Origin of the sequence: Bacteroides sp. NGMCC 1.200775 (assembly GCF_040798045.1) — a bacterium.
In the GTDB taxonomy this organism is placed as follows: domain Bacteria; phylum Bacteroidota; class Bacteroidia; order Bacteroidales; family Bacteroidaceae; genus Bacteroides; species Bacteroides hominis.
Map to the genome: position 1 here is coordinate 1,158,154 of NZ_JASCQK010000001.1, position 14,268 is coordinate 1,172,421.

Below are 14,268 nucleotides of genomic sequence, written 5' to 3' on the forward strand. Positions count from 1 at the left end.
ACAAACCCGCCATCCACAAAAATACGCACAATGAATTATCATAATCCGTCTTACATGAAACGCCCCCTATCTTCGTGGCGATAACATTTTATCAACTTAAAAAATATACGTATGAAACGGAAAAAAAGACCGGTATCACAAAGTGAAGCCATGAAACTGAGATGGAAGAGACGGATTGTCTTTGAGAAAGGATATACCGAGCAGTGTGCCGAATGGATGGCGGAACGCCTGGAAGAATTAATAGACCACTTGCAATACGGGCACGCAGTTATTGCTTATCAGAAGCAGAACGGAGATTTCAGGCTGGTGAAAGCGACACTGATCTACTATGAAGCGGAATTCCACAAGAAGTATGATCCCACAAAAATAGAAGGCGCAGTAGTCTACTGGAATGTGGACGAACAGCGATGGACAACATTTCAGGTGGAGAACTTCATGGAGTGGAGACCGATCGTATAGGGCGCCACCACAGATTACACGGATTTTCACAGATGAATGATTTCTATTTTGAGGAATCAAGTGAAAACGTCTTTGGGAATCCGGGGTAATTTGTGGTGAATGTATTAATGTATTATTGAAAGTACAAACAACTAATCTAAAAAAACAAATATGGCAACAATATATGACGGGATCAACTATTTCCCGGTGGGCGTAAACTTCATGGAAGAGAACGCAATGGAAGTGATAGAAGCTAAATACGGAATAAAGGGCCCGGCAATCGTACTGAAACTGCTGTGTAAAATATACAAGGAGGGATACTTCATCCGTTGGGACGAGGAACAGTGCCTGATCTTTGCCAACAAGGCAGGAAGGGAGGTACAAGTCGCTGAGGTGCAGGGGATCATTGAGATCCTCTTTATCAAAGGGATAATGGACAAAAACAGTTATCTGGAAAACGGAATACTGACTTCGGAAAGTATACAAAAGGTATGGATGGAGGCGACAAAGCGGAGAAAGAGAGAGTTGTCGGAACTCCCCTACCTGATGGTGAAACCGGAAAAGGAAAACGATAAACCGGACAATGCATCCACACAACAGGAAATTGAACGACCCAAGCCGCTTAAAGAAGGAAAAGTAGCTGTCAGCACAGGAGATGTAGCCGTTAGCCCGGGAAATGTAGTACACGATGTAGCCGTTAACGCAAAAAATGCATGCAATTCCGGACAAAGTAAAGTAAAGAAAAGTAGAGCAAAGGAAAATAAAGAATTACCCCCCTCAGCTCCCCCCGAGGGGAAGGAGGAAGAAAGGATGGAGGATTCTGCTTCTCTCCCGATACCGGGATACGCTTTCAATACGATGACACACAATTATCCGGGACTGACGGATACGCTCCAAAGATTGGGAATTAACGAGGTAAATGAAGTAAACGCCATTCTTAGGCTGTCGGACTATGGCAGAAAGGGAACGACGGTGTGGCGGCTGATTGCCAACACTTGCTGGAGTGACATAGGGGCAAAAGGAAGGTATCTGATAGCGGCACTAAACAAGGCGAAAAGAAGATAGCAGGGAGTATGAGTCCCCGATTTGTAGTTGACAAAAAAGCAAGTATACAGGCTTTTACCCAGGAAGAGATTCGGTGAAACAAAGAAGTAAAGAGTGTGCTTAACGAACTAAAACACAGTGTTTTTAAAGCACAAGATTTCTCTCGCCCAAAGCTTTGTTTTAACACTATGTTAAAGCTTGTTCTTTAAATGCAAATAGCAAGTGTTTTAAATGCAAAAGGCTTGTTATTTGCACACAAGAATAAAATAACGGAGAAATGGCGTTAACAATGTTAATTGTTACGATATTATTCTCAGAGCAACATGCTACATAAATCCAGCCTTTTCATTTGCATGTATCATAACCCTCAATTTACCCCCCAACATTGCAGCGGGAGGAATATTCAATACCCGACAAAGCAAACGGGCTATTTTTTAAGTAGGCTCTGAACGTCCTGCAATATAATCATTCACCCGTGAAGGACTTATTCCAATCTCAATGGCAAGTTGCTTTTAGCTCATTCCTTTTTCTTCAAGATAAAATTCTATTAATTCTGCAACAGTTGTTTTTTTTATCGGATAATGTTCTTTTTCGTATGCAATAACTATGTCGGACGTGACAGAGAGTTCTACTGCATTCTTATCATTCGCAGGGATATTATCAACTAAAGGAGTTCTTTTATAATACAGCCCCCCTAAGTAACAAAGGGCTGTCAAAACTAGCATATCTCCTTTTGCGACACAAAACCCCGACTTTCTCAAATCAAGGCTTTGTTATTTCCCAAAGCGTTTGTAACTTTAGGCATAAGTTTTTCATTATAGCAAAGATACCTTGCAACATTTGCTCCCGACATTTATGACGGGAACAAATTGTAAATTCAGCTTTTTCAGATGTTTACCCTTACATAAAACATATCCATTAGCCGATAACTCATCTGAATATTTTTCTAAATACTGTTCCATTGTCTACTCTTCTATTTTATAAAAATTTACAACCATTTTTTAGTCTATCTTTTTAGTTTTTATGCCCTGTGACAATAACGATTCTGCTTGGGATAATAATATCCCTATTATTACATCCTAATGACTACGAGAAGCAAATCCGATTTTCTAAACCAATTATCAAATCATCCCTCTTTATTTTATCGTTCAGATGCAGAACATCCCCACCCTTTCATCATTACTCTATTTCCGATTTCCTATCTTCATCAACGCCAGCCCGATAACAATCCAGACCATCTCCCGCACCCGCGTAATCAGAGCGGCAAATACCCCATATGCTCCGGACAAAGACAAACCGGCTACCGCCAGGGCAAAGCCTCCTTCCCTGCCCCCTAATTGCATGGGAAGAAAGAAAAGCAGATTCGCCAGTAGAGAAGAGAAAGCAACGATCAGGATACAACCGACAAAACTGACATCCGTAGTCAATACATTCAGAATCAGCCAGACTTCGAGACACCCCACTATGCGAGCGGTATACTCTAAACCCAATGCCGAATAAAAAGTACTTTTTCGCTGTTGATGAAGCAGAGCTATCTGACTGTCTATAGTCTCCAGTTTTTCTTTATGAAGTTCCGCAAAGCAGACTGCACGATTCTTCAAAAAAGGGATATGACTACCCAGACGTACGCATGCCACAGCCATACCGTTCCGGTAGCCTTTGATAAAAAGAGTGACAAGTAAGAGGCAGAAGAGTGTGATCAACCCCAAGACAATGCCCATCCCCCAACCGACCGGATAAAAAAAGACATAAATCAACACCGAGCTGAGCCAGAAACAGAAATGCGAAAAGATATGCATCATCACATACAGGATGACCGAAGATGTGGCACGCTCCACTCCGACATAGGGAGTAAGCTCCATAATCCGGTAAGGCTCCCCTCCCATCAGTCCCACGGGAGTGACATAATTCAACGCAAAACCGGAAACCGTGAATTTATAGAGCCGGGCGAACGACAATGAATTCACCGGACCACTGCTACGAAGGATGATATACCACGAAAGGGTATTAATCAGATAGATGAAAAGCCAAAGGACCAGAACCAGCGGCAGATAAAATCCGGCACGCCGCAGGTTGTCCAGCAGTTCATCATAAGACACATCGAAAGTGAACAGCATGATGATGACGGCCAGAATGCCAAAGGCCAAAAAGAAATTACGAAATTTACTCTTCAAAACAATATACAATTTAACGCATCAAAGATAACGTTAATAATTTATACAATGATATAAGAATAGCCCGTTTAACAAAACACTTTCTTGCACAAGCTGTTTTTAATGAGAATTTAAACCTAAACAAATTAACTATGGATTGGATTATTCATCAACTTAGGGTTCACCCCGAGCTTGCCATCTTTTTGACCCTTTTCGTAGGGTTTTGGATTGGCAAAATAAAAATCGGAAAGTTCAGCCTGGGTGTCGTTACAAGCGTATTGCTGGTAGGTGTCCTTGTGGGGCAATTGAACATTACGGTCGACGGCCCCATTAAATCTGTTTTCTTTTTACTCTTTTTATTCGCTATCGGCTATAAAGTCGGTCCGCAGTTTTTCCGGGGACTGAAAAAGGACGGACTCCCCCAAATGGGATTTGCTGCCATCATGTGTGTATTCTGTCTGATTATTCCTTGGATATTGGCTAAAATTATGGGTTACAATGTAGGGGAAGCAGCCGGATTACTGGCCGGTTCACAGACGATATCGGCCGTCATAGGCGTGGCAGGAGATACGATCAATGAACTAAACATATCTCCTGAAACAAAAGAGGCTTATAATAATATTATCCCGGTATCATATGCCGTAACTTACATCTTCGGTACGGCAGGTTCGGCATGGGTATTGGGCTCTCTCGGCCCCAAGTTATTGGGCGGACTCGATAAAGTAAAAGCTGCCTGTAAAGAATTGGAGGCTAAAATGGGGAATAGCGAAGCGGATCAACCCGGCTTTATGCCCGCTGCACGTCCGGTGACTTTCCGGGCTTATAAAGTAGATAATGAGTGGTTTGGTGACGGAAAACGGGTATCAGATCTTGAAAGCTATTTCCAGGAGAATGACAAGCACTTGTTTGTCGAACGTGTCAGACAAGCCGGAGTTATCGTAAAAGAAATCACCCCGACCCTGATTCTCAGGAAAGGGGATGAGGTGGTATTGAGTGGTCGCCGTGAATATGTTATCGGCGAGGAAGATTGGATCGGTCCCGAGGTACTGGATCCTCAGTTATTGGACTTTCCGGCTGAAGTATTGCCCGTCATGGTAACCCGGAAAACCTTTGCCGGAGAAAAAATAAGTTCAATACGTTCACAGAAATTCATGCACGGTGTCAGCATACGCCGTATCAAAAGGGCGGGAATCGATATACCGGTACTGCCACAAACCATTGTGGATGCAGGTGATATTGTCGAATTGGTAGGGACCAAACACGAAGTGGATGAAGCTGCCAAGAAAATGGGGTACGCTGACCGTCCAACCAACCAGACAGATATGATTTTCGTTGGTCTGGGTATTCTGATCGGAGGACTGATAGGTGCCCTGAGTATCCACATGGGTGGTGTCCCCATCAGTCTCAGCACCAGTGGGGGCGCATTGATCGGAGGATTGTTCTTTGGCTGGCTACGGAGCAAACATCCGACTTTCGGACGTATTCCCGAACCTGCTCTCTGGATACTGGACAACGTAGGTCTGAACATGTTTATTGCTGTCGTGGGCATCGCTGCAGGTCCCAGCTTCGTACAGGGATTCAAAGAAGTGGGGCTAAGCCTGTTCATTGTAGGCGCACTGGCTACTTCCATTCCTCTGATAGTAGGCATACTTATGGGAAAGTATCTCTTCAAATTCCACCCGGCACTGATATTGGGATGCACAGCAGGTGCACGTACTACTACCGCCGCATTAGGTGCCATCCAGGAAGCTGTCGAAAGCGAGACTCCCGCTTTGGGATATACAGTGACGTATGCTGTGGGAAATACTCTCCTGATTATCTGGGGAGTCGTAATTGTGTTACTCATGTAAAATAGATTTTGATATTAACTAAACATAACCCTGACATAATAATGAAAAGTAATGAAAACAACGGAGCAGTAACTAAAAGTTTTGCTAAAAAGATGGAGAGTATCAGTCCTTTCGAACTGAAAAACAGACTGATTGAAATGGCTGATGAGAGCATCAAAAAGATAGCTCATACCATGCTGAATGCCGGACGTGGAAACCCGAACTGGATTGCCACCACTCCACGTGAAGCTTTCTTCCTTTTAGGTAAATTCGGACTGGAAGAATGTCGGCACGTGATGTACTTGCCGGAAGGAATTGCTGGTATCCCGCAAAAAGACGGGATTGCCGCCCGCTTTGAGACTTTTCTCAAAACCAATCATAGCCAGCCGGGTGCGGAGCTATTAAAAGGAACCTATCAATACATGTTACTGGAACATGCCGCCGACCCGGACACCCTTGTCCACGAATGGGCAGAAGGGGTAATAGGTGACCAATATCCGGTACCGGACCGCATCCTCCAGTTTACCGAGATGATTGTACAAGACTATCTGGCACAGGAAATGTGCGACAGTCGTCCGCCAAAGGGCAAATACGATTTGTTCGCCACCGAAGGCGGTACGGCAGCCATGTGCTACGTTTTCGACTCTCTGCAAGAAAACTTCCTGCTCAATAAAGGAGATGGAATCGCCTTGATGGTACCTGTCTTCACCCCCTATATTGAAATCCCTCAATTGAGACGCTATGAATTTAACGTTACGGAAATATCTGCGGACCAAATGACAGCAGACGGGCTGCACACCTGGCAATACAAAGACGAAGATATAGACCGCCTGAAAAACCCGCAGATCAAAGCACTCTTCATTACCAATCCCAGTAACCCGCCCAGTTATACACTGAGTCCCGAGACTGCCGCACGGATTGTAGATATCGTGAAGAAAGACAATCCGAACCTGATGATTATCACAGACGATGTATACGGTACATTCAGTCCGCATTTCCGCTCGCTGATGGCCGAACTGCCGCAAAATACTTTGTGCGTCTATTCCTTCTCCAAATATTTCGGGGCTACCGGATGGCGCGATGCCGTAATCGCTCTGCACGAAGAGAATATTTTTGACCGGATGATAGCCCACTTACCGGAAGAACAAAAGGCAATCCTCAATAAGCGTTACTCCAGCCTGACCCTTGCCCCCGAAAGATTAAAATTCATCGACCGCATGGTAGCCGACAGTCGGCAAGTGGCGCTCAATCATACAGCCGGATTGTCTCTGCCGCAACAGACGCAGATGAGCCTCTTCGCTTCTTTCGCCATACTGGATAAAGAGAACCGGTATAAAAACAAGATGCAGGAGATCATCCGGAGACGCTTGAAAGCTCTGTGGGATAATACCGGATTCTCACTGGTGGACGATCCGCTGCGTGTAGGATATTATAGTGAGATAGATATGCTGGTGTGGGCTAAGATATTCTACGGAGAAGAGTTTGTAGACTACCTCAAGAAAACGTACAGCCCATTGGATGTTGTTTTCCGCCTCGCCAACGAAACCTCATTGGTATTGCTGAACGGTGGCGGTTTTGCCGGACCGGAATGGAGCGTACGTGTATCACTTGCCAACCTGAATGAAAAGGATTATGTCAAAATAGGCCAGGGAATCAAACGGATACTGGATGAATATGCCCAGAGATGGCAGGAATCACGGAAATAAAATCCTGAATCTTGTCAGTCCGTCAGCGTATGTACGCAATGAAAACGTACAGCCATGACGGCTTAAAACTTCACGGATAAAGACCAGGCCGATACCTTGTCCGTTGGGTTTGGTAGAAAAGAAGGGACTGAAGAGCTTTGCTTCAGTCTCTTTTGTTATGCCGGGCCCATTGTCCACCACTTCGATAGCAGCAGGTGATGAGGTGCGGATGGTAATCTGACCGTCTTTCCCGATACTTTCAGCCGCATTTTTAATAATATTCACCAATACCTGCTCAAACAGGGAGGCGTCCAGTTTCACATCGTCCAATGATTCATCACATATCAGTTGTAACCGGATATTCCGGTCATTGCACATCCCCTCCATAAAGCGTTTGCAACTGAATGCAAGGTCATTCAGGTTGATCGGAGTAAGACGGGGATCGGGAATCTTCACCACGTCGGCAAAACGGGTAATGAAACGGCTCATAGAAAAACAACGTTCCGTACAGACACGCATCACATCACAAATATCTTCCATACCATCCGACTCAGACAATGCCTGTTCGACTGTATCCAGTGTAGAAGTAATCCCTGCCGTTGTATTATTCACTTCGTGCGCGATCATACGGATCACTTTCTCGTATGCCTTTTTCTCCGCTTTCATCACTTCGTCTGTCAATCCTTCCATCAGATAAAAAGGATGCTGGAAGCCGCGGTCCACAAACGAAGAATGAGTACATTTATAGATATTTGAATCATTCAGTCGCACGGTGCTGGTTTCTCCCTTCGGAATGGCAGCCAGTTCTATGGCAAGCGGCGAATCGATCTCGGACAGTTTCCTGCCTTCGGCTTCTTCCGGACGGACTCCCATCATCTTCATCGCCATCGGGTTTAGTTGGGATACCTCTTCATCCAGTGTCATAATGACAACACCCATAGGTGAAGCGTTAATCATCAGATCAAGAAAATGATTCTGTTCACGCAACCGGAGACGCTCGTTTTTTAGTTGATCCATCATACGGTTGAACACATTCACTACCCGATCGGCTTCCTGTTGACCGACGTGGCTCAGGCGGCTGCTGAAATCCTGTTCTCTCAAAAGTTCCATACCACTGCCAATCGTATTCATTGGTTTCACTATCTTCCGGTAAAACAAAATCAGATATAAAACGAGGAACAGCATCAACCCTTCTGCGATATAGAGATATTTCGCCACAATGGTTTCGGATACATAGAACAGAAAGCCCATGATGGAAAACAACAGAAAGATAAGTATGAAGAAAAATCCTTTTACCGGCATGTGATTGATGATTAACGATTAAAAAGTAATGATAAGCGACGAGTCACTTATCACTGATATCATATTTCTCCAAACGACGGTACAATGCCGCACGGCTGATACCTAACGCTGTAGCCACCTGGCTCAGGTTCCCTTTATAACGCTCCAATGCCTGAAGAATTGTCTGTCTTTCGATTTCATCGAGTGTCATTCCCGCAAACGAAGAGGCAGTTGACGTACTTTCATCATGTCGCTGGTACTGACTCTCGAAATCGGTTGCATCCAACACTTCCTTGCCACTGACCAGAATCGTACGCTCCACCAGATTTTTCAACTCACGGATATTGCCCGGAAAAGGCAAACGACTCAGGAAGTTCAATGCATCCGACGAAAACTCCGTACGGGGTAGGTTGTTGATCTCAGCCTGACGATCGGCAAAGTGTCTGGCGAGTAACGGTATATCCTCTCTGCGCTCTCTCAACGCAGGAAGTTTTATGGTTATCAGGTTAATGCGATAGAACAGATCTTCACGGAAAGTGTGTTCGCTTACCATCTTGGCCAAGTCGGCATTGGTAGCCGAAACAACCCGTATATCCGTCTTACGCGGACGGCTGTCACCCAGTACTTCAAAAGTCTGGTCCTGCAATACCCGCAACAGTTTCACCTGGCATGAGGGATCGAGATCGCCGATTTCATCCAGAAAAATAGTTCCTTTATTCGCCATCTCAAAACGCCCCATACGATCGGAAGTGGCATCTGTGAAGGCTCCTTTTTTATGACCGAACATCTCACTTTCAAACAGACTCTGGGATATTCCTCCAAGATTGACTTTCACAAAAGGCTGACGGGCACGCTGACTATTGATGTGGATAGCCTCGGCTATCAGTTCTTTACCGGTTCCGCTCTCACCGGTGATCAATACCGAAGCATTGGTTCGTGCAATACGAGCCACCGTATTCAACACCTCTGTCAATCCACGGCTCTTGCCAATAATATGGCTCCGGTTCAATGAACCGCTTTGCTCCTGAAGCGTATCCTTCGGAGTTGCAGTAAGCTCCAAAGCAGTCTCTATGCGTTGCAGCAATGCGGCATTATTCCAGGGCTTGGTGATAAAATCGAATGCACCGGCCTGCATTCCCTGTACGGCAAGTTGGATACTACCCCATGCAGTCATCAGAATTACAGGAACATCCGGACGAAATATCTTGACCTGCTTAAGAAGGGTCAATCCCTCTTCTCCGGAAGTGGAAAGTGTAAAATTCATATCCATCAAAATCAGAGAAGGAGCTTCCGAACGGACTACTTCCATCGCCTCACGCGGACCGGGTACAGTTACCACTTGGTAACCGGCACGTTTCAGCATGAAACTCAACGAAGAACGAACTCCACTATCATCATCTATAATTAAAAGCATAAGTGTTATTTTTTTGATTTGCAAAACTACTCTTTTTGGGGTTAAAACCAAACTAATTCTTCACAACATCATCAAAATCGGCTTCCAGTGGTGTATTATTCTGGAAGTCCCACAGCGTCAGACTGCGGAGCTGGTAAAAATAATACCAGTACCAGTAGAGTTCATTGATATGTTTCTGCCGGGCATCATCTTTCGAATTCTGGGCATCATTCAGGTCGAGTGTATTGATTTTACCTATCAGGAAAGTCTCGATACTGGTTTTATAACGCTGCTGTGCAATCTTATCCGCTTCATTGGCAATAGAAAGTTGCTGCGCCTGATTATTAAAATTCTCTACAAGCAGGAAGATGTCCTGATCAAAGTCAATTTGTTCTTTACGTATTTTGGATAAGGTAACTTCCCGGTTACTCTTGGCTACACGCACTTTTCCACGACGCTTTCCCCAATCAAGAATCGGAATCTTCACACCAACCTCTACCACTTGGTTATCGAGTAATTTTTGATAAGAAGCAGAGAAATCCTTATTCAGTCCGGTATATCCCACGTTTGCGAAAAGATCGATACTACGAAGATTGCCACGTGCGGTAGCCACTTCGTAATCAGCTTCCAACTGCCGGCGACGTATGTTATGAGCGAAAGAATTGCGCTCCAATGCTTTATTCAGCACTTTGTTGTATTCCATTTTAAGATCGGGTGCTGATTCCGGTATTACCGGCTCCAATACCTGATCATCTCCTATTGCCAGGAAAGAGCGCAGCCGGAACATATTTGCATTCAGATTGCTCTGTGCATCGGTAACGGCAGCCCGAGCTTTCAATGCAGCCAGTTTCAATTGCAAAAGCTCATTTTCGGAAATTTGCCCCATCTTTCGTTTCGCTCCGGCCACCTCGTACAAGCGATCTGCATTTATCTGATTCTGGCGGGCGGTTCCCAGAGTTTCTTTAGCCAGCAGAAGATTAAAGAAGTAAGTGATCGCGTTCATGGTTACAGTCTCTGTAGCAGTGATAAAGGCTGCTTTTGCCTCTTCATAACGAACCGGCTCAATGCGGCGATTCCATTTCAGGTCATTCACTCCAAAGATAGGTTGAGTCAATTGTAAAGCGATAGGCACGGACATAAACTGCCGGTTTCCACCACTCCCCAGCTGTTTCACAAAGTCGAGTGAAGAAGACAGGGCTATCTTACCACCCGTAAACCAGATATTCTGATCAATGGAAAGCGTACCGTTCAGCCCTAACTTATTACTGCGGACAAAGGAGTAAGAGCCGTCTTCATTCTGATAACTGTTATATTGTTTTCCATAGCTTGGCAAAGTTCCGCTGAAATTTACTTCCGGCAACAAATCGGCACGGAACGTACGGTATTCCCAATAAGCTGTCTTCAACTCATTGAGAGCAACGGCTGCATCTACAGACTGTGTACGCGCCAATGCAATGGCTTCATTCAAGGTAATCTCCCGTGTTTCCTGTGCACTCAATGCCAACGAACAGAAGGCAAAAGCAGAGAGTAGAAAAGATCGTTTCATATAGAATTTGTTTATTTACCGGCAGAAAAGCAAACCCTGTGCCAAATATTGAGTGTTGCAGCGATCACTCCAGCTCGCCATATAACATAAACATTCATTTGAAAGAGTTCAGTGTATGATAATCCTCACTCCACTTCCCTCCTGGTCACTCTTCTCCTGTTCGTCATCCACCACTCCTTTTGTTCATCCTTCACCGTTTATCGTTCACCGTCTAAAATCAATCCTCCTTCTTCTGTCCGAAAATGAACAGTTTGTCCGCAGACGGACGCCCCCGGTGTACTTATTCACAAGTATCCGGTAAACGAACTGTGAAACGGGTTCCCTTTCCCTCCTTCGAAGTAACCGTGATGACTCCATTCAAACGTCCGATGATGGTTTGACAAATACTCAGTCCCAACCCAGCTCCCTGGGTAAAACTGTCGACTTTATAGAAACGTTCGAAGATATGCCTCAACCCATCTTCCGAAATACCTTTTCCGGTATCTTCTACAAAAATAGAAGTATATCCCGGCTCTTCCTCCGTATAACCGAATGTGATCGACCCTTGTGTTGTAAACTTGGCAGCATTGTTTATCAGGTTATTCACCACTTGTTGCAAGCGGACATTATCCGTCACCAGATATTTTTTACTATTCTCCGGCAACTTCAATACCAACCGGACTCCGGAAGGCATGTTCAACTGTTGTGAATCGTATACATTCTTCATCAATAACGGAAGATTGTGCCCGGCAAACTGGAAATCCATCGTACCGGACTCTATACGGGACAAATCAAGAATATCATTAATAAGTGCCAGTAACAGGCCACAGTTTTTATTGATTGTCTCAATAAACAACTTTACCTCCTCTTCGGTAAATCCACTGGTATCACTCAACAAATCGGAGAAGCCCACGATGGCATTCAGCGGTGTACGTATTTCGTGACTCATATTAGCAAGGAATGCCGATTTAAGCTTATCTGCCTGAAGTGCTTTATCGCGGGCTGCGGTCAATTGCTCTTCGGTAGTCTTATAGCGCTGTATACTCTGACATACGCCCAGAATGCTGTAAGGTGTGTCTGTCGTAAGTCCTGCAAGCACCGAAGTACGATATTCCCACCATTCGTATCTGCCGTCACCGCTAAGCTGGCGGAAACTCATACGGGTACTCTGGCTCAGACCTGCCAATGCACGGTTAAAGAGTTCGAACGCCAACTCCTGATCGTCCGGATGAACCATCCGGTCCATCTCATTCCGTGAAATGGTGGTCTTGTTCTCTGCAAACCCGAAGCGTACCAGAAAGCCCGCAGGAAAAGTAAATAAACCGGTACGGATATTATACTGCCAGGGATAGATGGAGCTTTCGTCCACCGCCATACTAAAGAAACGTTTTTGCATCTCTTCATCCGATATATTACGGGCCGAAAGGGCCATTCCGGTGATTTTACCATGTGCCCGGATAGGAACGATCTCACCCGAAACAGGAAAATAGCTGCCACTGTGGACTTCCTGCATAAACGAATTTTCGGGAATGACCACACTGCCCTCTTCAGTTACCACCCGCTCGAGCATGGAACGGAGAATCTCTTTACCATTATTGTAAATCTTGAAGATACTGCCTGCCGGTAATCCTTCATAAGGACGCGCGGCTTCATCCTTAGGCAAATGCAGCATTTTCAGTAAAGAACGATTCGTAAAATGAATACGGAGATCGGTATCGTACGTGATCACACCGTCACGGATAGAATGGAATACATTATCGAATTCATCACGTTGGGCAACCAACCGGTTTTGTATCAGTAAACGGGTCTGGGCATGGATGCGCCGACGGGATTCGCGGCGGTTGATGCGATACAGCCACACTATCAAAAACACCAGTAAAGCTAATATCGAGCTATACAGTAAGATATAGAGCAAACGATATTTCTCTCCGTATGGTTCGTTGATAATGGTTCCTCCAATAGCCTGCACCTGCTTGGGATTTACCTTGAAAAACACCAGCTGCTTGAAATCATACATAAAATTCAAGGGAGATTCAATAATCCCCACTTCCGAAGGAGTCTTCCCACGTAACACATCGGAAGCTGTCCGCCCCACCTCACGTGCAGAAGTATATGAATCGGCATCATAAGCCCCGAAGGCGCCATTAGTCAATGCAAGATTTTCACACGAAAAGAAAGGAGCTTTTGAATTACGTCCGATGAATGACATAAAAGGCGACCATTTAGGGGCAATAATCAGTGTCCTGTGCGTATTGCGCGGATAACATGTGGAAGCTATGATTTTGTTGGTTGTATCCGTTTGCGAATTATAGAAAGTTACCGTATATTCCGGATGCTCTTTCACAAAGCCATTCCATTCGTTCATAAAGTCGTCTCTTCCTTTAGAACTCAGAAGGCTGTTGTCAGAGATACAGACTACTTCCGTCCGACTCGGGAAAAGGCGGTTCGCCTGCCTCAACAGCTCCCCGAAATCCGGATTTGCCGTATATCCACACACATTGGGTAACGAATCGATCAGACTGCCTTCCGGATATTTTATATTAAAAAAGACAACAGGCAACTGTAAAGGCAATGAATCCCCGCAAGTCAACAAAGTATGGAAAGCCTCGTCACTGACAGTAACAATCAAATCCGTTCCCCGTTCGCGGGCTCGTTCGCAGAAACGCCGCATAATAAGTTTCTCTGACTGATAAGTCCAGAAATTGGCATCCAGAAATTCTGTTGTCACATTCACTTTCAGTCCGGATTCGCTGAATCCTTCTTTCAATCCCTTGGCCAAATCGCCATGCCAAGGTGTTTCGGAAGCATACGACTGAATGAAAAGAACATTATAAATGCGTTCCGCAGCAGTGGATATTTCTGTGAGAAATAAAAAGATAGATATAAGAAATATAGTATACGATCGTCTGTTCATAGTAAA

At 44.9% G+C, this 14,268-nt stretch carries 9 protein-coding genes and 1 pseudogene; 4 read left to right on the forward strand and 6 right to left on the reverse strand.

Annotated elements, in window-relative coordinates; genetic code table 11:
* Nucleotides 1-111: 111 nt before the first annotated feature.
* Both QK890_RS05040 and QK890_RS05045 read left to right on the forward strand, forming a co-directional pair.
* Complete coding sequence (locus tag QK890_RS05040) at nt 112-459, forward strand: SH3 beta-barrel fold-containing protein (protein ID WP_367627231.1); 348 nt, start codon at nt 112-114, stop codon at nt 457-459.
* Nucleotides 460-609: 150 nt separating this feature from the next.
* Nucleotides 610-1,503: a DUF4373 domain-containing protein gene (locus QK890_RS05045; RefSeq protein WP_005809409.1), complete on the forward strand. Its 894-nt coding sequence runs from the start codon at nt 610-612 to the stop codon at nt 1,501-1,503.
* Between the two features lie 416 nt (nt 1,504-1,919).
* On the opposite strand, the pseudogene QK890_RS05050 reads toward QK890_RS05045, so the two are convergent.
* Together QK890_RS05050 and QK890_RS05055 are read right to left on the reverse strand one after the other, a co-directional pair.
* Nucleotides 1,920-2,207, reverse strand: a pseudogene (locus tag QK890_RS05050) (helix-turn-helix domain-containing protein); the annotation flags it as partial.
* Nucleotides 2,208-2,666: 459 nt separating this feature from the next.
* Nucleotides 2,667-3,656, reverse strand: coding sequence for a lysylphosphatidylglycerol synthase transmembrane domain-containing protein (locus tag QK890_RS05055; RefSeq protein WP_005809415.1), 990 nt, complete (start codon nt 3,654-3,656; stop codon nt 2,667-2,669).
* Nucleotides 3,657-3,787: 131 nt separating this feature from the next.
* Here QK890_RS05055 and aspT point away from each other — a divergent pair, with 131 nt between their 5' ends.
* Complete coding sequence (aspT, locus tag QK890_RS05060) at nt 3,788-5,485, forward strand: aspartate-alanine antiporter (protein ID WP_005776290.1); 1,698 nt, start codon at nt 3,788-3,790, stop codon at nt 5,483-5,485.
* Nucleotides 5,486-5,526: 41 nt separating this feature from the next.
* Complete coding sequence (gene aspD, locus QK890_RS05065) at nt 5,527-7,170, forward strand: aspartate 4-decarboxylase (RefSeq protein ID WP_005809417.1); 1,644 nt, start codon at nt 5,527-5,529, stop codon at nt 7,168-7,170.
* On the opposite strand, the gene QK890_RS05070 is transcribed toward aspD, so the two are convergent.
* The 4 genes from QK890_RS05070 to QK890_RS05085 form a co-directional block, all read right to left on the reverse strand.
* Nucleotides 7,159-8,451 (reverse strand): PAS domain-containing sensor histidine kinase, encoded by a 1,293-nt coding sequence (locus QK890_RS05070; RefSeq protein WP_005776288.1) that lies wholly within the window; start codon nt 8,449-8,451, stop codon nt 7,159-7,161. The genes aspD and QK890_RS05070 overlap by 12 nt on opposite strands.
* A 43-nt stretch (nt 8,452-8,494) precedes the next feature.
* Nucleotides 8,495-9,844, reverse strand: a complete 1,350-nt coding sequence (locus QK890_RS05075) for a sigma-54 dependent transcriptional regulator (protein ID WP_005776286.1) — start codon at nt 9,842-9,844, stop codon at nt 8,495-8,497.
* Nucleotides 9,845-9,896: 52 nt separating this feature from the next.
* Entirely contained in the window at nt 9,897-11,369 is a 1,473-nt protein-coding gene (locus QK890_RS05080; protein ID WP_005809422.1) for a TolC family protein, read from the reverse strand.
* A 280-nt stretch (nt 11,370-11,649) separates the two neighbouring features.
* Nucleotides 11,650-14,262, reverse strand: a complete 2,613-nt coding sequence (locus tag QK890_RS05085; protein WP_005776284.1) for an ATP-binding protein — start codon at nt 14,260-14,262, stop codon at nt 11,650-11,652.
* Nucleotides 14,263-14,268 lie beyond the last annotated feature (6 nt).